Annotated in this window: 19 protein-coding genes; 7 read left to right on the forward strand and 12 right to left on the reverse strand. The window is 35.4% G+C overall.

The genetic code is table 11. The features are described from left to right. Positions 1–31: 31 nt before the first annotated feature. Both NLJ00_RS17330 and NLJ00_RS17335 read left to right on the forward strand, forming a co-directional pair. On the forward strand, positions 32–199 hold the full coding sequence (locus NLJ00_RS17330; protein ID WP_165590681.1) for a hypothetical protein: 168 nt from the start codon (positions 32–34) through the stop codon (positions 197–199). A 99-nt stretch (positions 200–298) separates the two neighbouring features. Continuing rightward, complete coding sequence (locus tag NLJ00_RS17335) at positions 299–805, forward strand: PRC-barrel domain-containing protein (RefSeq protein WP_256634744.1); 507 nt, start codon at positions 299–301, stop codon at positions 803–805. 213 nt (positions 806–1,018) lie between these two features. On the opposite strand, the gene NLJ00_RS17340 is transcribed toward NLJ00_RS17335, so the two are convergent. Continuing rightward, complete coding sequence (locus NLJ00_RS17340; RefSeq protein WP_256634745.1) at positions 1,019–3,703, reverse strand: S8 family serine peptidase; 2,685 nt, start codon at positions 3,701–3,703, stop codon at positions 1,019–1,021. A gap of 515 nt (positions 3,704–4,218) precedes the next feature. Here NLJ00_RS17340 and NLJ00_RS17345 point away from each other — a divergent pair. Both NLJ00_RS17345 and NLJ00_RS17350 read left to right on the forward strand, forming a co-directional pair. After that, positions 4,219–5,046: a M57 family metalloprotease gene (locus tag NLJ00_RS17345; protein ID WP_053471208.1), complete on the forward strand. Its 828-nt coding sequence runs from the start codon at positions 4,219–4,221 to the stop codon at positions 5,044–5,046. 315 nt (positions 5,047–5,361) lie between these two features. Further along, positions 5,362–7,734, forward strand: a complete 2,373-nt coding sequence (locus tag NLJ00_RS17350) for an arylsulfatase (protein WP_256634746.1) — start codon at positions 5,362–5,364, stop codon at positions 7,732–7,734. A gap of 83 nt (positions 7,735–7,817) precedes the next feature. On the opposite strand, the gene NLJ00_RS17355 is transcribed toward NLJ00_RS17350, so the two are convergent. The 4 genes from NLJ00_RS17355 to NLJ00_RS17370 form a co-directional block, all read right to left on the reverse strand. After that, positions 7,818–8,693, reverse strand: a complete 876-nt coding sequence (locus tag NLJ00_RS17355; protein WP_256634747.1) for an alpha/beta fold hydrolase — start codon at positions 8,691–8,693, stop codon at positions 7,818–7,820. A 38-nt stretch (positions 8,694–8,731) separates the two neighbouring features. Further along, positions 8,732–9,295 carry a TetR/AcrR family transcriptional regulator gene (locus NLJ00_RS17360; RefSeq protein ID WP_256634748.1) on the reverse strand — a complete coding sequence of 188 codons (564 nt, stop codon included), beginning with the start codon at positions 9,293–9,295 and terminating at the stop codon, positions 8,732–8,734. A 165-nt stretch (positions 9,296–9,460) separates the two neighbouring features. Beyond that, positions 9,461–10,444: an SDR family NAD(P)-dependent oxidoreductase gene (locus tag NLJ00_RS17365; protein WP_256634749.1), complete on the reverse strand. Its 984-nt coding sequence runs from the start codon at positions 10,442–10,444 to the stop codon at positions 9,461–9,463. A 248-nt stretch (positions 10,445–10,692) separates the two neighbouring features. After that, the gene (locus tag NLJ00_RS17370) at positions 10,693–11,646 is read right to left on the reverse strand and encodes a hypothetical protein (protein ID WP_256634750.1); all 954 of its coding nucleotides are present in this window, start codon (positions 11,644–11,646) and stop codon (positions 10,693–10,695) included. A 253-nt stretch (positions 11,647–11,899) separates the two neighbouring features. On the opposite strand from NLJ00_RS17370, the gene NLJ00_RS17375 reads away from it, so the two are divergent. Further along, a complete protein-coding gene (locus NLJ00_RS17375) occupies positions 11,900–12,277 on the forward strand; it encodes a response regulator (protein ID WP_053471213.1) in 378 nt (125 codons plus the stop codon). Here the strand turns inward: NLJ00_RS17375 and NLJ00_RS17380 are convergent, their stop codons facing one another. The 7 genes from NLJ00_RS17380 to NLJ00_RS17410 form a co-directional block, all read right to left on the reverse strand. Then, entirely contained in the window at positions 12,278–13,180 is a 903-nt protein-coding gene (locus NLJ00_RS17380) for a magnesium transporter CorA family protein (protein ID WP_256634751.1), read from the reverse strand. Positions 13,181–13,195: 15 nt separating this feature from the next. Then, complete coding sequence (locus tag NLJ00_RS17385; protein ID WP_053471216.1) at positions 13,196–13,621, reverse strand: response regulator; 426 nt, start codon at positions 13,619–13,621, stop codon at positions 13,196–13,198. Positions 13,622–13,799: 178 nt separating this feature from the next. Beyond that, a complete protein-coding gene (locus tag NLJ00_RS17390) occupies positions 13,800–14,471 on the reverse strand; it encodes an SRPBCC family protein (protein WP_408611578.1) in 672 nt (223 codons plus the stop codon). Between the two features lie 11 nt (positions 14,472–14,482). Beyond that, on the reverse strand, positions 14,483–14,707 hold the full coding sequence (locus NLJ00_RS17395; protein ID WP_256634753.1) for a hypothetical protein: 225 nt from the start codon (positions 14,705–14,707) through the stop codon (positions 14,483–14,485). 82 nt (positions 14,708–14,789) lie between these two features. Continuing rightward, positions 14,790–15,062, reverse strand: coding sequence for a hypothetical protein (locus NLJ00_RS17400; protein ID WP_053471219.1), 273 nt, complete (start codon positions 15,060–15,062; stop codon positions 14,790–14,792). A gap of 231 nt (positions 15,063–15,293) precedes the next feature. After that, the gene (locus tag NLJ00_RS17405) at positions 15,294–16,052 is read right to left on the reverse strand and encodes an SDR family oxidoreductase (RefSeq protein ID WP_256634754.1); all 759 of its coding nucleotides are present in this window, start codon (positions 16,050–16,052) and stop codon (positions 15,294–15,296) included. A 55-nt stretch (positions 16,053–16,107) separates the two neighbouring features. Then, positions 16,108–18,291 (reverse strand): hypothetical protein, encoded by a 2,184-nt coding sequence (locus NLJ00_RS17410; RefSeq protein WP_256634755.1) that lies wholly within the window; start codon positions 18,289–18,291, stop codon positions 16,108–16,110. Between the two features lie 414 nt (positions 18,292–18,705). Between NLJ00_RS17410 and NLJ00_RS17415 the strand changes: the two genes are divergently transcribed. Then, positions 18,706–19,353, forward strand: coding sequence for a YciE/YciF ferroxidase family protein (locus NLJ00_RS17415; RefSeq protein ID WP_180860326.1), 648 nt, complete (start codon positions 18,706–18,708; stop codon positions 19,351–19,353). Positions 19,354–19,589: 236 nt separating this feature from the next. Then, positions 19,590–20,753: a zinc-dependent alcohol dehydrogenase gene (locus tag NLJ00_RS17420; protein ID WP_180860323.1), complete on the forward strand. Its 1,164-nt coding sequence runs from the start codon at positions 19,590–19,592 to the stop codon at positions 20,751–20,753. The last annotated feature ends 36 nt before the right edge of the window (positions 20,754–20,789 follow it).

Raw genomic sequence — 20,789 nt, forward strand, 5'->3', positions numbered from 1 at the left:
TAAAATGTTGATAATCAAAAAAACATAAATTATGGCAGAAATTAAAATTGAGAAAAAAAAGCCAGTATGGCCATGGATTGTAGCTGTTCTGTTAATCTCAGCAATTATATATTATATCTTTTTGAGAGATAATGAGGTACAAAGTGAAAACAACGTACAAATTGAGAACACTACAAGTACAGATAACACGACAAACTAAATGCATTTGTTGTAAAGAGGTAAGGGATGACGTAAGTGAAAAAGTTTCCTGCAGCGAGACTTACCATAAAAAATAAATTATAATATTAAAAAAGAAAGTATGGAAAATAAAGAAAGAAATTTATACAGACTCGACGAACTTTCTGATTACAAAATTGCTTCTAACTATTCTGATGTTAGAGGTTGGAAAATAGTAGATTCTGATAACCGAACTATAGGCAAAATAGATAATCTTTGGGTTAATAAAGATATGCAGCGCGTTGTTTATCTGGATGTTAATTTAGATAAAGGATTAATAGACGACAGCCGCAATGAGGTGCATGATGCTATAGCAAACGAGAATGGAAGGGAGTTTATATATAAAGATGGAGACAGCCATATTATTATACCAATTGGATCTGTAAGTATAAATAAAGATACAAAAATTGTCATGGCTAACAGTATAGGATATGATACTTTTAGAAGCACAAGCAGATACAACAGACAACACAATTTTGACAGGGATTATGAAAAAAATGTGCTGAAGTCCTATTATCCTAAAAATGAGTCCGGTTTTGACAGTGATGATGATAATTTTTACAATCAAAGAGAATTTGAAAATCACTAATATTTATATTCCCTTGGAATTTTAATACAACGAATTCGAAACCTTATTAAAAAATCAATTAAAAAGATCAAATATTTAAAATGTTTGATCTTTTTTTGATGTTAAGAAAACCTCAACATCGATTTTCTCTTATTCGTGATAATAAGAAAGATATAAAAAGTTCATTTATTTAAAAATGGATTTTAAATGTGTTATTCTAATTCTATAAATTGCTTAAAAAACTGCAATTTTCCCTGTTTGAATTCCGCCCGAACTTGTAATTATTTTGTAGATATAAATTCCCGAAGCCATATTTTTAAGATTAATGTTATTGATTTTAGAAATTAGGGGAGAAGTAAATGTATTTTGTCCGCTCATGTTGTATAAATAAAAAACAGCGTTTTCGTCTTTTTTGGCTTCGACAAATAATTCTTCGTTCTTGCCTAATAACGTAGGATGGATAAAAAACAAATCATCGCCTAAATAATTGGCATCAAGAATTGAAGAACTTATTATAGTATTGTTTTCTAAAATTATATTTATTTTATATCGATTACTGCCTTTTATGGGCTTGCTGTCGACAAAAGAAAATGTTTTTGAATCGATGTTATTTATGGTGTTAATGACCTCTTCGGTATTGTTAGTTATTTTTATCACCTCAATTTTTTTTATGTTGTACAAACTAAAAAGACTGGCATCAATTTTTACTTGATCCTCCTGATAAATTTCTGCGAAAGCGAGCTCAAAATAACAATTTGAGTTTTGGGCATACTGTAAAGTTGACTCACTTTTTATTCCTTCGCTATTGTCAAATACCGGAGTAACAGTGTAAATTTTTCCATCTGTATAGGTATAATTGGCGTTTGTTGTTTGTTCTCTAAATTCTAAATAATCTCCCGTGAGCTGATAAATATTAAAAGAAGCAACATTGGCAGGTTTTTCCCAATAAATTTCTGTTGTGCCATCACAAACTAAACTGGTACTGATATTTAAATCATAAGAAATAATAAAACTGTCAGAGATATAATCAGTAGTACCAATGGTCATTTTTAATTTTGCTTTCGAAAATTTTTGTTCAGAAGGAGTATAGAGAAATTGTTCAGAATCCACATTAATACCTTTTGCGATAATTTCCCAAGTCTGCCCATTATCGTAACTAATAGACAATTCTCCCGAAGTACCAGAAAAAGAAGCATCCCATTTAAAAGGTGAAATAGTTTTACCATCATAAGGGAAATTATCATTTGCAATGGGGTAATTCCATTCAAATTGATTTTTCAAATCATATTCATAAGCAATGCTGTATTGCTGAGAAGTATTTGAAACATATAAACCCTTAATATTTATTGTATAAGATCCTGATATGGGGTTTTCAATAGTAATTTGTTCTATAGTATTAAGTTTGTCTTTTCCTCTCACAGCTTGCTGTTCTGGAATATCAGGATTAAGAATCCAGGGTAAAAAAGCAGTGTTGTCAGCAGCGATAACTTCCAGGTCTAAATCGTTAACCAAACTTATATTACTGTTGATTTCGGCAGGCAGATCATTCCAGACTAATGTGATTTTTAAGTTTTTTGCATTTTCCGGAACATTAATCGTGTGTGCATTCGTCTGTCCAGATGTCAAACTGCCGGATATAATTCTATTTTCGCTGATGGTTTTTAAGCATTTATCAGTATTAATATTACCATAACCATAGGTGAAATCAGGGCCAGGATTGCCTAAATCTTTGGCACTATTAATTAAAATTGCTTTTGTCATAGCATTATTCAGGGACACATTGTTGATGTTTTTATAATGTTCTTTCATCAGCGTAATAATTCCTGTAGCCAATGCCGTAGAATTTGAAGTTCCCTGTGTACTAAACGCGACTAATTCTGGTTTTATTCGGCCGTCATAAGCCGGACCTTTTGAAGAAAAAGGCATAATTATTTCGTTTTGATCAATACAGCCTAATACGATACTATTTTTAGATTGCTTAAAATTACCGGTTATAGATTTATACCCCTGAAGACCGGTATTTCCAGAAGAGAAGCAATGAGTCAAATCTGAATTTGAAAATAATTGAGCGTCATAAGCATTAGCAAGCGAACCATAAAAATTTTCAATTTCTGTACCATAGGAATGGTTTTGAGTGGCGGCTCCTTGTAACGTCGCTATTTCATCAGGATAAATATTCAAAAAATCTGATGATAATATTTTTGCCTTTTGCGCGACGCCTTTTCCTAAAGCAGAACTATTTCCTAATCCGCAGACTATAGTTGCCATAGCCGTTGCATGGCTTGATACAATATTAGATTGTGTGGTGGAAGTAATGTGCTTGTTTAAAAGATCAATGTCATTTACATCAAAAAAATCATCTTTGATTACAGCAGTTTGATTTTCACCCTTTAAAAGAGGAAAATCTGCATGGGCTTTATTTATATAATTGATACTAAAGTTTTGATCTATTATTTTAGATTCAGCTTTTGGCTGCAGCGATTCTTGCGAAATAGAAGATACACTGTTCAGAGCTATCACTTCATTATTGATTTTTTGGAAATCACTTTTTATCCTTACAAGATGATTATCCAGTATTTCGATTCCAGAAATATTCATTGATTTCAAGTCTGTGATTAATTCTTTGAGAGAATCTGTTGCTATTATATATTGTTTTTCTTCTTTATGATTTGAAAAATTGGAAGGTAATTTCCATAAATTATTAACCGGAAAATTTTTTTGGGAAGATTTTTGAAGCCCTCTACTTTGATTTTCAACAATGCAAAAAGTATTGTCTAGTTTTTTCACAACCTTGTAGTTGTTGTGATGTGCGTTTTCTAAAGACGTAAAATAATATTTTTCAAATTTTCTTTCGGTTTCCTTTTTTATGTATTGTTTCCATTTATCAGAGCTTTGTGAGAGACTGATTGTCGTTATCATAAGAATGAAAAAAGTAATTTTTGTCTTCATTTAGATAAAGCAAAGATGAAATTTATACATAATGATTTCTATTTGAAATAATTATCTGTTGTGTGTAAATCAAAGTTATTAAAATATTTGTAAAAAAAATATGATTTTTTATTTCCTGCATAATCTTCAAAATCGGCAGGAAAGATATTCTCTTTTGAAGTCGGTTTTATATTTTAAATAATATACAAAAACTGTAAAATCATTTTTTAACACATTCAAAACAAAATAAAATTTCGAAATATTTTTTTATGCTTAACAAGCTGATTTGTATTTTCTTACTGATTTTACTGGGCTTGTATTAATATGAGATAATTTTTGTTAAAAACATTTATTAAATTATTATAACAAAAAGTGTTAAATTTGTTAAATAATTATTTTATAAGTATTTTAAGATTAAAATTTATATAAATTTGATAATAAATATTACAATATTTTGTAAAAGAGCCCCTATTTATCAACTTATTTAACAAACTAAAGAACTTATTATGAAAAAAATTAAATCAATTTTAGCTCTGTCATTTATAGCGCTAACACTGTTTTCTTGTAACAAAGATGAAGCAGTACAATCAAATCAGGAATCTCTTAAAGTAACACCAGAGGTGTTAAACAAACTTAGATCACTGTCATTAAATACCTCAGATGTTCAGGTAATTAAGAATACTAATTTAGATGGTAATGTTGAGGATGCTTTCCTTATAGAAGGAGATATTATCGTGACACAAGATCAATTAAATAAAATGGATCTTCATGGTGGTATTACTACAGAACAATACCGTACTACTAATTTAGTATCTGCCCCAAGAACTATTAGAGTTGTTGGATTATCAGGAACTGGTACGACAGCCTTAACCACAAATATGCGCAACGGATTGCAGGCTGCAATAAACAGATACAATAATTTAGGATTGTCTATTAACTTTACACTAACCTTTAGTTCAAGTACTTCTGGAGCAAATATTGTTGTCCGGAGACAAACTGGATCTGCGGGTGGAGTAGCAGGATTCCCATCTGGAGGAAATCCATATAATTCAGTTACATTATATTCCGGATTAGATTCTTATTCAACAAATGTAAATGCACACGTAGCAGCACATGAAATAGGACACTGTATTGGTTTACGCCATACAGACTGGTTCAGCCGTCAAAGCTGCGGGCAAAATTCAAATGAAGGAACAGCTGGCGTTGGAGCAATCCAAATTCCGGGAACACCTTCAGGATATGATGCAACATCTTACATGAGAGCATGTTTTAGTTCAAACGAGACAGGAGCTTTCAATGCTAATGATGTTACAGCTCTGAATTATTTATACTAGAAGTTGAATTAGAGTTCTCTTACAAAATATAATAGGCTGCTTCATAATTTTATGAAGCGGCCTTTTTTTATTTGTTGTACTTTTTTTAGATAATTAAAATAACTCGAAAAAACATAAAAAAATCCCATTTCGTAAGAAATAGGATTTTAATTTTTGTGAGCTCGACCTGAGAATTTCTATAAATTTATGTAGCATTTAGAGAGATAAAATGTTCAAATTTTAAAAAAGTTTGTTGCAAATTATAATCTGAAACATCATTAAAAATTTTTATACTACTCATGTTTGTAAATTAGTGTTTGTCAAAAATTTAGAAATATGAAATCCTTTACTTACCCAAAACTGCTCATAATTTTGGCTGTATTTTTTTTCAGCTGCAATCAATCTCAGAAAACGGATTCTGTAACAGAAAAGACAGATTCTGGAGAATTAGACCGAACCATACTTCCAATTCCTGAACCACCTTTTGGTGGTAAAATTGGAGAAACTTACAAAGATTCGAAAGAAGAATGGCCAAAACTGGTTACACCTCCACAAGGAGCACCAAATGTTATTATTATACTTTTAGACGATGTTGGTTTTGGACAGGTAAGTACTTTTGGCGGGCCCGTTCCAACTCCCGAATTGGATAAACTTGCTGCAAATGGCTTGAAGTATAATAGATTTCATACCACCGCAATTTGTGGCCCTTCAAGAGCTGCATTATTAACAGGAAGAAATCATCATAATGCTGGCTCCGGCTTTTTAGCCGAATGGGCGACAGGGTATCCGAGTTACAATTGCATGATTCCTAAAACTACTGCAACATCAGGAAGAATATTAAAAGGAAACGGATACAGCACGAGTTGGTTCGGGAAAAATCATAATACGCCAGACTGGGAAACTTCTGTTACTGGTCCTTTTGATCGCTGGCCTACAGGTTTAGGTTTTGATTACTTTTATGGATTTAATGCAGGAGAAACACATCAATATTATCCAGTTCTTTTTGAAAATACTAAAGCTGTCGAACCAGATAAATCTCCAGAACAAGGCTATCATTTTATGACGGATATGACGGACAGAGCAATTAACTGGCTGGAATACAGTAAATCTGTCGCACCTCAAAAACCAGTTATGCTGTATTTTGCTCCGGGTGCTGCACACGCTCCGCATCATGCACCAAAAGAATGGCGTGAAAAATTTAGAGGACAATTTGACAAAGGGTGGGATGTTGTGCGACAAGAAACTTACGAACGCCAGTTGAAAATGGGAATTATTCCGCCAGGAACAAAACTTACTCCAAGACCTGACTGGGTTACGCCATGGGACAAACTTTCGACAGATCAGAAAAAACTCTTTGCACGTTTAATGGAAAATTATGCCGGATATCTTTCTTTTGCCGATCATGAAACAGGACGGCTTCTGGAAGCTATAAGTAAACTTCCAGATGCTGATAATACTCTAATATTTTATATAGTTGGAGATAACGGAGCAAGTTCTGAAGGAGGAATGGAAGGAACAGTTAATGAGATAAAGGCTTTGAGTGGTATAGCAACTCCTTTAGCAGATAACTTAAAACATTTAGATCAAATTGGTGATCCTGATACAGAGCCACATTATCCTGTAGGCTGGGCGTGGGCAGGAAATGCGCCTTTTCAATGGGTAAAACAAGTAGCTTCTCACTTTGGCGGAAGCCGAAACCCAATGGTGGTAAGCTGGCCAAAAGTGATAAAAGATAAAGGAGGCATGCGCAGTCAGTTTATTCATTTAATTGATGTGCTTCCTACTGTTTTAGACGCTTCTCATCTTCCAGCTCCAAAAAACGTTGATGGTGTAGAGCAAAAACCTATGGACGGCGTTTCGTTCCTATCTACTTTTACAGACAAAAATGCTAAACCTGTCAGAACCAGACAATACTTTGAGATTTTCAGTAACCGGGCAATTTATGATAATGGCTGGGTGGCTGCAACACAGCATACTTTCCCATGGCGACAGGATTTTGCCCCCGGAAATTGGGATAAAGACAAATGGGAGCTTTATAATATTGATGAAGATTACAGCGAATCTGTTGATTTGGCGAAAAAGAATCCTGAAAAACTGGAGGAATTAAAAGCAATTTTCAAAGAAGAAGCGAAAAAATATAATGTTTATCCATTAGATGACAGAGGTACAGGCCGATTAATTTCACCGAAACCTACACCATCAGATCCTAAACGTAAACATTTTACTTTTTACACAGGTGCAATAAGACTGGCAGAAACAGCTTCTCCTAATACTAAGAATAAATCGCACAGTATTACGGCTGAAATTGAATTAAAATCAAAATCAGATAGTGGCGTTATTGTGGCTTCAGGAGGAAGTTCGGCGGGATTTGTATTGTATGTGCAGAATGGAAAACTAGTGTATCATTATAATTATTTTGATGATGCCCGTTATGTTATTACTTCTAAAGAATTACTCCCAATTGGAAAAAGTACTGTACGATTTGATTTTGCCTATGATGGCGGCGGAACCGGAAAAGGCGGAACCGGAAAACTTTATATCAACGATAAGTTAGTTGGAGAAGGCAGAATCGATAAAACCGTTGCGGCTCGTTTCGGAATTGATACTTTCGGAATTGGTGAAGATACTGGTTCTCCGGTTGCAAAATCGTATAAACTTCCATTTAAATTTACTGGAATAATTGATAAAGTTGATATTGATTTGAAATAGAAAAAAAAAGATAAAAAAAAGACATTTAAAAAAATCCCATTTCGTTAGAAATGGGATTTTAAAGTTTTACAGCAGGTTAGATTTTAACTTAAAAATTTATTTATCAGTAATGCCGTAATCTCCGGTTTTTCTTCATGTACAAAATGACCGGAATTTTCTATTTCTTCTATGCTAAAATCTTCAAGATAAACAGAAAAGAAAAAGCTAAGCATTTTTGCACCTTCATGACTTCCAATTCCAATAGCAGGGATGGATACTTTTTTGTATTTTTTTATATCCTCAATGTCTTGTGTAAAGGCTTGGTACCAGCCATTAGAGCTTCTAATTGCATTTTTATTGTTATAAGCCTCTGCATAGACTTTTCTGTCAAAGTCATTAATTGCTTCCGGATCGACCAAAAGATGGTTAAAAATGTAATTTTGTAATACATCATAACGTCCTTCCAGTAATTCTTCTGGCAGCTGTTTGACCTGGTTAAATGCCAGCCACCACGGAAACACCGGATTTCCTATTGGCATCATGGGCAGTTTGTATATGTTTTCATCCGGATGTGGAGTATCTAAAATGATAAGTTTATCTGTACTTTCAGGAAAATTAGCGGCATAACTAAAAGCAACTGCAGCTCCAATATCATGACCTGTTATATTTATTTTTTGATGTCCCAAATGAGTAATCAATTCATGTATATCCTTAGCCATATTTTTTTTCGTATAACCTTCTAAAGGTTTTTCTGATGATCCCATTCCTCGTAAATCTATTACGATTAGACTGTGTTTTTCTGCTAAAAGGGGCATAATTTTATGATAACTCCACCAGGTTTCCGGCCATCCCGGAATAAGGACTAATGGACTCCCGTGTCCTCCGGTTACATAATGTATATTGACTCCGTTTACGGTAGTATAATTATTTTTAAAACCGGGCAATTGTTGTAGTAAAGATTCGTTGCTGTATAAATTCATTTTTTATTTATTTGCTATTTTTGAAAAACTATCGGTTATTACTCTGATTTATGTAAACCAATACCTCCTTTGAAAGAAATCCAGCCAAATTTTTTGACATCGTTAAGTGATATATTTCCTGACTGCACAGAAAGAACTGCTGTTTCAATTATTCCTCCAAATAAATTGTATATCCATCCAATAGTTAGTTCAGTATTGATATAACCACCAGACTGCAGATTTTCTATAAGCTTAAACCATTGCAGTTTAATGTTGTTGTATTCAGATTCATTGTTATTTTTAATTTCAGAATAATCAGTATGCTGATATAATTTTTTCAAAAAGCAATATTGATTACCTACTTCAATCGCAGCATACAGCATATATTCAATTTGAGTAATAGGATCCTGACTGGACTTATATGCATTGCTCATTTTTTCGTTGCATACAGTCAGCATATTCTCTTTGCAATGTTCAATTAAACTCAGTCTATCGCTAAAATAACGATGAATAGTACGTCTTGTAATTCCTGCTTCTGCTGCTATCTGTTCTATAGAAGCGCTTTGATTTTTATTGAGAATTGATATTGCAGCTTCTATTATTTTGCCCTTAGTGTCTTTCATGTCACAAAGGTATATAAAAAATGTTTCACTATTGAGACATTTTTTATATAATGATGATTTTTAAATTAAGCTGCTTCTAACGTTGCTTATTTTTGAATATATAGAAATAGAGAAGTAAGAGGGAAATTAGCTGAATCCTGATCGTTTATCTTAATTTTTTTTAGTCTATAACTTTTTACTCATTAGATATAATCCAGCAGTGATGCCAATTCCCGCAAGCATGGCTAAACCTATTTTGGGAGCATTTTTTGACGGTTCATTTCCGTAAACTCTCAGCGGATCTTTAGAAATATTTAAAACATTTCCAGAATCATCTTGCTTATTGGTATTAAGTGCCATTTTAGTCCTAACAGCGGCAGAGGCTGTATTAATTACAGTCTTGGGAAATAATCTATAAAGGTTTGTGATTGCCGCAGCGCGCAAATCGGGAAAAAGGTCTTTTTGTGGTTCTTTGGCAAGCTGTACCATTTTGGCGGCAGTTTCACGCGGATCTGAAGCTATAAAAGGAATTGTCATGTTAAAACCGGAATACTTGGCTGAATGCAGATTTCCGGTAGAATTTTGCAATTGCGGATACAGATTGCAGATATGAATATGCTTATAATTAGAAATTTCACCTTGAAGACATTCCATCATCCCCCTTATTCCAAATTTAGATGCCGAATATACGGCACTATATGGGGCAGGCATAAATCCGCCGATAGATATATTATTGATTAAAATACCTTCATTCTGATTTTTAAAAATTTTAACAGCATTATAAGCTCCGTGCATATATCCAAACAAATTGGTTTTAAGGACCTGCTCATGGATTTCCATTGGTATTTCTTCAAATTTGCCACTGGCCATAACACCGGCGTTGTTAACCCAGACATCAATTTTTCCGTTTATAGACAAAGCTGTGCTGGCGATCTTTTCAACATCCTGAGCAATAGACATGTCTGCAGAAATGCCAAAAGCTGGAACATTTAATGAACGGCAATACTGTACCACATCATCAATACCTTTACTGCCTCTGGCTGCTGCAACAATAGTGCACCCTTCATTTGCAAAAGCTTCAGCTGCGGCTCTGCCCACACCGCTGGTGGCACCGGTTATCACGACAACTTTTCCTTTAAGGCTGTTTTTTTGTATTTGTATCTCGTCCATATTGTAATTATTTTAATTAATACTAATGCTGGATTTCTAATTTTCATTAGATATCTAAATTAATACTTTACTACAATGGATCTGTTATACAATTTGTGCTGGGGATTATCCAATTTTCATCTTAAACTATTGCTGTGCATGTCCATAAAAAACCTCCGAAGTTTGACCTTTAGAGGTAATATCTTTTTGATCATGAAAGTTTAAAATTATAGCAGCTCATTAAATTACAGATGATATTTTTCCTTCATTTAATCTATCTGCGTTCCTTTGGCAACCAGACTAAAAAGCGGTTCATATTTTCGCATTTCAAGATCCAGATTTTGGTGCATCGATACAGGACCAATACTGCCCTGCAGACAGAATAATTTCTGCTCATGAGCCAGCATATACTGCAGCATACGTACTTTCATTTTATTTGTTGGTAAATCTAAGATTTCTTCAATTTCAACCATTATGCCTGTCCTATTATCGATGGTAATCGGCTCTGTACGAATGAGTCTGCTTTGTGTCGGTATCATCTCCAAAACTGATTTTTCAGTAAGGACAAAGTTTTGGTATTCCTGAGGAAGTTCATGAATCAGGATGAGTATTTTTTCATTTCCTTTGCCATCACAGCTGGTAAATTCCTGCACGGTAGCAGGCATTTCAGCTTCCTGGGCTGTCCAGCTTTTAGGTATTGGAAGTGTGAGTACAGTTTCTTCTGCTTTGGGATGGCCTTCTATAGTAAATTTTACAGAATGCCCATCAGTAACTTCCTGATGTGGGGCATCATGATAGGCGAAAGAGATAATTCCTTTGTGAACAGCGGCGTCTTTGCTAAACTCTATTTTGTCTTTGATATTCTCAAGAAATTCGTCTGCATATTTTTTCTTTTGTATGGGATTTTTTAGCTGTTCTTTTACAAGTGAGTCGATATGTTTTTCTAAACTGGTGAATTGCGAATCATTAAGTTCCTCCTGCAGAAAATGTTCAATGTTTTTCTCAGCCCTGCCAAATACTGCCTGAGCATTTTTTTCTAAGGATCTGACTTCTTTAGTAAAGCAAGGAAACTGCATGGCGACTTTTTTCAGGGCGGCACTTTGTGCTTTCAAAAAAGCGTACGTCTCAATGGCAAGCTGTACTTTGGGAGAATAATGCTGCTGTTGCTGCGGATAACAAAGGCATACATTTAAAAAACAGAAAAAGATTAGTATTGTTCTCATGGTCTTGATTAAATATAAATCTTAAATACTGACAAAGCAGTGTGTATAACTAAAAAAGTATCACATAAATGCAAAAATAATTTTTGGAAAAGAACTGGATTTATATAATTTTTCTGTATTGTTGTAAAATTTCCACTTATAATTTCTGCGTAATAGAAATGCCATATATTTTTTTATAGATTGCTAAACCGCAGCAGATTAAAATACGTAACTATAATAACTGTATTTTGCAGCAGATTAAAAATGTATTTGAATGTCATATAAAAATATTTTACTCATTGATGATGACCCCGAAGATGCCGAGATATTCGAGGAAGCTGTTAAAGCACTTAATAGAGAAGTAAAGCTGCAATGGGCTGGAAATCCAGAAAGGGCATTTGATGAACTGCAGTCTGCAGAGCAGCTGCCAGATCTTATCTTTTTGGATTACAATATGCCCCGTATCAATGGAGGGGAACTGTTGCAAAAGCTAAAAAGTAGTGAAAGGCTTTCTGTTATTCCTGTAATTTTAATTTCAACTCCTTCTGAGGAGTTTATGAAACTAAAACTTGACCAAAATGAAATCATCAAGTTCTTTAGTAAACCTAACAGTTATTCAGAACTTATTGCCATACTGGATTCAATTTTATAATCACAGCCATTTTTTTCTTTTAAACCAGAAAAAAATCAAAACAGATATTACAATCATCGACAGGATTGTAAGGGGATATCCTAAAGGCGATTCTAATTCAGGCATAAATTTAAAATTCATTCCATAAATTCCCACGATAAAAGTAAGCGGCATAAAAAAGACTGAGAAAACCGTGAGGATTTTCATAACGTCATTAGTCTTACGGGCAGAGAGGGAAAGATAAATATTGAGCAGGTTGTTGGCATCTTCCTGTACCTGGTCATAAAGCAGGACCAGTTTGGTATGAAGGTCACGTACGTCACGCTGAGCAGGACGTTCTTCTCCCTCGGCTTTGATGGAGTTTACCACTTCGTTGCTCAGCAGGAGCAGTTTTTTGTAAAGGCCTGCACGATTTTTCAAGTAATAAATATCCTCGATCATATCATCGGGTATATTTTTCTTTAAAAACAGGGTGGATTCATAAGAATCAATATCGGCTGAAAGTTTCATGGCAGGTTCTTCAAATGAACGCAGGGCATCACCCACGATATGTATGGCAATTCCCGAAGCAGATTTTATCTTTCCCGCACTCACCACATTCTTCATGATATTTTCAATCAGCGGCTGGGCAGAGCGATGTATGGTAATGATAAAACTATCGGTAAAAAATACGGCAATTTTGCTGCTCAGGCTTTGTATTGTTGGCAGTTTCTGACTTTCGTCGTGCAGGAGCCTAATGATTAAAAAATGGGTATCATTGTGCTCTTCGTATTTAGGAAGGTGATCAGGATCAAGTGAATCGAGCAGGGCGTAAGAATTCAAACTGTATTTACTGCTGACCGATTCGATTTCTTCTTCACTTGGATCGTATATGTCGATCCAGGTTATGTCGGTGCCTTTTATACGGCAGGTGCTTAGTGCCATTTTCTTGTATATTTATTAAAGCATAGCGGCCGGTGTCAAGCTGGTAAGCCAGTATTCGACAATATTTTTCATCATGATTTTATAGACCGAAAAATCTTCTTCTTTTTTAAAATATCCCTGTGCGTTACAGCTGTAAGCTTTATTTACATTTTCAGGATTTCGGGAAGTCGAAAGGAAAATATAAGGCACGCATTTATGGCTGATCTCCGCAATGGAAGTGATCTGCTCACGGAGTTCAAAGCCGTTGATTTTCGGCATATTAATGTCGGAGATAATAAGGAAGGGGAGAACTGATGGCTTGGATAAATAAGGTATCGCTTCCATTGGGTCTTCTATAAACTTTATTTTGTTGGGATAATCCAGACTTTCAAAAATATCTTTCAAAAAAAGCCTGTCATCTTCATCATCTTCAATTATAATAATTTCACCATTTCTTCTCATGTAGTAAAGTTACATTTTAATTGTTACTCTTTTATCTATTTTTCTTTTTAAAATAAATTAATTGTAAGAAATTCTATCTGCTTGATTCATACGTTTTTTTGGAATCCAGAAAGAAAAGAAACCTTTTGGAAACCAGTTTCCAAAAGGTTTTTTAAAACAAACAAAGAACATTTTCTTTTTATTGTTTTGATTCAATATAGGTTTTAAACCCTATGATATCATCGTGTATGATTTTCTCAAAAAGTGGGTTCAGTAGTTTTGCGGCACCCTGACCGGCAATTCCCAGAGGAGCACGATAAGATATTGTTACATCTATTTCAGTAGTATCACCGTTAGCTTTAAACAGCACTTTTCCAAAGTTTTTAACCGATGCACCATCGCTGGACTGCCAGCTTAACAGCTTTTCTTTCTGATCCTTGATGATTTCGGCTTTCCAGTTCAATGACCCAATACCGGCTGGTCCTTTAGCGGTCCATTCTGACTGTGTACTGCTGATAGTCTTCACTGATTCCAGATGGTTCATAAATTTTGGAAGGTTCTCCAGGTTGCGCCAAAAGGCATATACCTCACTGATAGGTTTATTGATAGTCACATTAGTTCTGATGTTAACATTAGAGCCTTTGTCATTTTTTAAATGGTCAACAGCACTGTAAACAGGGCAGTAGCCGCTTATACCTCGCGCGAGCATGGCGCCTCCAGATGTAATCTGCGAAATACTTTTCTTTTCCTGGGTCAAGCCTTTGTACAGCAGATAGGATCCTGCTGCTGTCATAAGAATACGTTCTAATGTAGAAACGTTTACGTTACTTTTTGAGTTGACCTTTCTATTGGATATAGTTGAAGTGTGCATAATGTATATTTTTAAAATTTATAGATTTTATTAGCGGCCGCGCTTCCTGTTTCTCCGGAATTGTTGTTGAGACCTTTTTCATAGCGGTTTGGATCTGTTCCGTCCTCATCGCGTTCTTCGCCCCAGTCTCCTGTGTTGACATGCTTACCTGTGTTCTTGTCAGCAGATGCATTTAACTGCTGATGGTACGGACATTTTTGAAGTTCTTCACTGCTGTAATTATGTAAATTTTCCATGACTTTTAAATTTAATATTTTTAATAATCCTAAAGCCTTCTGAATTAAGACCTGAATTTAATCTGCAATAAAATAGTCAGAATTATGATTCAGCAGGCTGTACATATTGCTTAAAACTTTCCAAATCTGATTTTAAAAGATCCTTGTATTTAGTAAGACCTATTCCCACTATGGGTACAGCTAAAGAGCCTATAGCAGCGGCAGCCTGTTTATTTCCTTTTTTTAATAGATAAGATGATAACAGTAAGGTGCCGAGTCCCCCAAGAAGGAGGAATTCTCCGGGAATATCTGCAATTTTATTTTCTATTAATTCTTTGATATCATTCAAATTTTCCTGAGTGAGTAAATTTTCCATAAGTATATTAATTTGACGTTCTGTGTTTTATTTAAAATTACAAGCAATAACAATCATTCAGCTTACAGAATAAGATGTTTTTGTTTGCATAATTATCAGTAAATCAGTTTTTTTATTCTATTTGAAACTCTGTTGATTGCAGCTCATATTTTGGAGCCAGCTATTATTTGGAGATTATGGAAATAAAAATTTTTCCACCATTGAGCTGGGCCTGCCCATTGAGCAAAGCCCTTAAATGAGCTGAAGATGCGGCCTGATCTGCATGGTTACAATATCACACCTTTTGGGCTGGGAAAGACAAAATAATGTACTCATTGCAATATCATACGCCTCCAGCATCTCTAATTTTTCTATTTTTTCTTCTTGTTCGGCCTTAGTGTCCGGCTGCATATCACTTGTAACGGCTCCCGGCTCAATTAAAGAAACTTTAATGCCTAATGGGTTTAATTCCTTACGAAGCGAAGTGCTAAAACCTCTAATGGCAGATTTTGTTGCTACATAAATGGTGCTTTTTGCTTCTTTGCTTTCTGCGCTCATCGACCCGATATTAATAATATGTCCTGATTTTTGCTGTTTCATCCTTAAGGCCGCTTCCTGTGCAAATGCCAGATATCCGGTAATATTGGTGTCTATGATGTATTTATATTCATCATAACTTTCCTGGGTTATTCCCGGAGCTGCCAGTGCCGCATTATTGATCAGAATGTCAATACCGCCAAGTTCTGTGTCTGCTATTTTTAAGATTTTCTGTATGTCTTCTTTTTTAGTAACGTCGGCAGGAGTACCGTAAACCTCACTGTCGGGAAATTGTTTTTGAATATCAGCAACGGCATCTTTAAAATCCTTCTCATCTCTCCCAAAAATCAGCACCCTGCCTCCAAGCGATACCAGAACATCGGCGATTGCTTTTCCTATTCCGGTTGTTCCTCCTGTTATTACTATTCTTTTACCTTTAATATTCTGTCCAAAGTAATTTGTCAATTTTTCCATTATATATCTTTTATAAAGTGATTATTATTAGTTATCCTGCAGCTGTAATTCAATATTACCATTGAATTTTAATTGTGCCCCGACCTGAAATTTTATATTCATGTATTGCTGCCTTTTTATGAAAAGCCTTTTGTAGTTCCTTATCCTGAAAAACAGTCATTTTAATGCTGTTCTGGCCCAATTTTAGAATTTTCAAATTGCAGTACATTTCCTTATCGCCGTCAAGTTTTATGGTGATTGATTTTCCTTTCTTACTTTGGCGGGTAATGGGATAGTCAATAAAGATTAAAAAGTCTTCATCGATTTTGATGTATTGTCTTGGTACAACGCCAAATGCCATTCCGGCACCATAGACTTCCTGACCCACCTGGCCGCTTTTTTCCCAGCCGTTGTACAGGTCTTCTAACGGAATCCATAAGTCACGCTGCAACTCACCAGTTTTTACTTCATCAGAAAGCATTTCTTTCGGAAGTAAAGGCGGGTAATAATAGGCAATCCTATTGACGGCATATTTAACAAATTCAGGAATCAGCGTTTTTACAGCAGGCAGCAGCTCTACATCTTCCGCTTTAATTAAATATTCTGATAAAGCGGCGTAAACTTCCAGCTCTTCATATGCAGCGGTATAAGGCGCATCATTGAGAGGAAATATCGAAAAGAAATTGGTGTAATTTTTTCCAAATCCATACCGGCAGTCATACAGCTGTACATTTTTAAAGAGCCCGGCAAGACAGATATAACTCAGATCGAGGTACATTTTTTTCTTGGTAATTTTATACAATTCTAGTAGGGCACCGGCAGCAAAGGCAGTATTATTGGCCTGGTATAAAATAGAAACGCCGAGATCCTCCAGTTTTTTTGCCGCTCTTTCAGCTTCGTTTAAATAACGTTTTTCCTTTGTGAGCTTATAAACTAAAAGCATTAAATGAGCATAGGAGCCCGGGACGTCATTTTCCCCTCCGGCGCCGGGGGCAGTTTCTTTTTTTATAATTTCCAGTGTTTCCATATTATAAAATACAGGCCATTTATAATTAAAATGACGCGCAGTCCTAATTACATAATCAACGGAATCCAATAGAAGTTTCTCTGCTGTTTTATTGCCTTGGAGCGCCAGTCTCGCCAGATTCATCAGCGGGTGATGCAGGTACCAGGAATCCATCACCATTTCTTTTTTCTGTTCTTCAGAACCATCCAGCTGATCAGCAAGGGCGGGAAGCCAGCGGTTTATACATTTTATTTTGGGATCGTAAAAAGCAGGAAGCCCTTTAATCAAATCTTCGCACACTGCCTGTTTCTCGCCGCTCCATTTTTCATATTCTTTAAAAGGAGTTAGTACAGCAAGCTGAACCATACTTTCAGCGGGAGTTTCATAATCGCATAAGTAAGCATTGAGGTAAGGAATTCCGTTTTTTTGAGTCCATGAACCTTTATTATTAGTTAAGTCGGCAATTACCTTTTTTGCAATATCCGGCCAATTGTTATATTCAATTGCGGGTTGTTCTAATACCTTATATATTTTGACAAGATTATTTAAAAAGTGTTCACAAATGGCCGTTGGTTTATTTACAACTTCCGTTTCTAATATGACATAGGCATCTGACAGGATAAAAGCTTTACCTGCAGGCAGAGGCAGTTTATCAGTAGCAGGAAGCTGAAAACCAAGTTCGGGCCATTTTCCCCCGACTGTATTTTTAGATTCAGTTTGGGTAGCCTCACAATATTCCGATAATGAAGTAAGATTTTGGAAATAAAAAAACGATCCTGTTTTAGGCTTTGTTATGCTGGCAAACAATAGTCCGGAGCGGGAACCGAATTGTGCCATATGAATTGTGCCTGCAGTATTTTCGACATTTCCATTTTGTGTCAGCGGAATTATATCACGAGGCCAAAACGGCATCATCAATGGAACAACGGCCGTAAATGACGTGGTATAGTGTAAAACAGGTGTTACTGTATCCGGAAAATTAATACGGACTTCATAGCTCCCAAGTCTTGAATTTAAAATAATAACAATGCTATCTTGATCATCTAACAAATTTGATACCTCAAAACAGCTGTTCATAGCAAAGGCAGTACGAAAAGCTATTTTTCCACTATTTGGCATTATAACAGCAATCCAGAGCGAATCACCTGTGTTATAAAGCTGATAAGTAAAAGAACTAATTTTTCTTTCTAAAAGGATCTCACTATTCTCAATATCTGCCTGAGCAGTCGCGCTCCAAGGTGTAACTGTATGCATAATGATATTTTTTAGTTAGTTATAATAGCGTGTAAGCGAGTAAGAAATAAAACATGAACCATGCATTTTAATCTTTTAGCAAGCTCACTGTTATTATTAAAGATAAATGCCCACTATCATCGTACTGAAGGAGATAAGCATAAAATAAATGAATAATCCGTATCTGTGTAAAAATGGCTTCATATCAAATTGATTTACAACAAATTTCAGAATGTTAACTAATTTTTTCTTTACATAATTTATATAACATTTTATAAGATTTTGCCTAAAACATATTTATATTAGTTTTTTAGAAAAGGCTTTTTTTAATCTAAGCGATGCAAGGTTTGAATACTATAAGAAATTGCTTAAAATCTATAAAGTCTTAAGATATAGGCTGTTGTAATTTTGGCATTTAACCTTAAAAAAAACATTATGAAAACTGCGATAAAAAAAACGACCGCTTCAAAAAGCAAATCAGGCAACACAGGTACTGCTGCCAATAAAACAACAACAGCTAAAGCAACTGCTAAAACAACATCTAAAACCACAGCCAAAGGAACAGTAAAAGCAAAACCTTCTGCTGCTGAAGGACTAAGAGAATTGTTTGTAGATTCATTAAAAGATATCTACTGGGCTGAGAAAGCATTGGTTAAAGCACTTCCAAAAATGGCAAAAAATGCCACATCTCAAAATCTAATTACTGCAATAAACGATCATTTAGCTGTAACAGAGAAACAAGTAGCCAGACTTGAAGAAGTTTTTAAATCTGTAGGCGAAAAAGCAGCAGCTAAAAAGTGTGATGCTATGGAAGGACTTATAAAAGAGGGCGAAAGCATTATGGAGGAAACAGAATCAGGACCGGTAAGAGATGCCGGAATTATTGCCGCATCTCAAAAAATTGAGCATTACGAAATTGCTACTTATGGTACACTGGCGGCTTTTGCAACGACTTTGGGAGAAGATGATGCGGTACTTTTGCTTGAAAAAACACTTGCTGAAGAAAAAGAAGCGGATGTTTTATTAACTGAAGCGGCTTATAATACGATCAATTTTGATGCGAAAGAGGAAGATCAAAAATAATTTCAATCGCAAATCCCAGATTTGATTTGAAATAAAGAGCCTGTACTATTTTTAATAGTGCAGGTTTTTTTTTACCGATAAAAATCCAGTCTTATCCTTAATAATTATTGGCAGCAGTTCTTTATTGTTTAGCTGTAGATTCATGTTGTATTTGTAAGAATTAGGAGTTATTGTATAAGATTAATCGTTTAATTTACAGTTACTTAGTTTTCTGATAATTTTAAAAAAAAACTATTATGAAAGCAGCAGTTATACACGGACCGGGTTCTGTTAAATACGATACGGTAGAGGATCCGAAAATCAATGCACAGGACGATATTATTTTGAAGGTTACCTCTACGGCGATCTGCGGATCAGATCTGCATATTTATTCCGGGGCAATGCCGACTTCTCCAATGGTTCTGGGCCACGAATTTATGGGAATAGTAGAGGAGACAGGAGCAGCAGTTACCCATTTAAAAAGAGGAGACCGGGTAGTGGTTCCTTTTCCAATTGCATGTGGAAACTGTTTTTTCTGCAATCATGATGTTCCGGGAAATTGCGAACATAGTAATCCTGAGCATTATGGACCTGAGGGAGGAATCCTGACTGAAAAAGGAGGAGCGCTTTTTGGCTATACGGATCTTTACGGAGGTTATGATGGGGGACAAGCACAATATGTACGGGTTCCATATGCCAATTATGGACCGCGTGTGGTGCCTGAAAACCTTACGGATGAGCAGGTGCTTTTTCTTACCGATATTTTTCCTACCGGATATACAGGAGTGGACTGGGGTGAAGTAAAAGGAGGAGAGACCGTTGCTATTTTTGGCTCTGGCCCCGTAGGGATCATGGCCGCTAAAAGTGCATGGCTTAGGGGCGCATCGCAGGTGATAATAGTAGATACCCTTCAGTATCGTCTTGATAAAGCCAGGGTTTCTACGGGAGCCACTACTATTTTATGGGATGATCCAAAAGAGGTTGTTGAACAGATCAGAGCCCTTACTAAAGGCCGTGGTGCAGATGTATGTATCGATGCAGTAGGATTTGAACCAGAGAGAAGTCTGACCGATAAAATCAAAGCCACTATCAATTTTGAAAAAGGTTCCATTAAAGTATTAGAAGCTTGTATGAGCGCTGTCAGACGAAGCGGTATTGTTTCTGTTCTGGGTGTTTATCCTGTCAATTATGATAATTTTCCGCTGGGACAGTTTTTTGATAAAGGTATAATTTTAAAAGGCGGACAGGCTCCTGCGCATAAACATATCGATAAACTTTTACAATACGTCATAGAGGGTAAAGTTCAGCTTGATGACATTATTACCCACAGGCTTCCGCTTTCTGAAATTTCACATGCTTATGATATTTTCAATAAGAAGGAAGATGGATGTGTTAAGGTAGTTCTTGATCCATGGAAATAAGCGGCTATAATATCGCATTACTTTTTTATAATATAA

The organism is Flavobacterium panici (genome assembly GCF_024499525.1).
Taxonomy (GTDB): Bacteria; Bacteroidota; Bacteroidia; order Flavobacteriales; family Flavobacteriaceae; genus Flavobacterium; species Flavobacterium panici.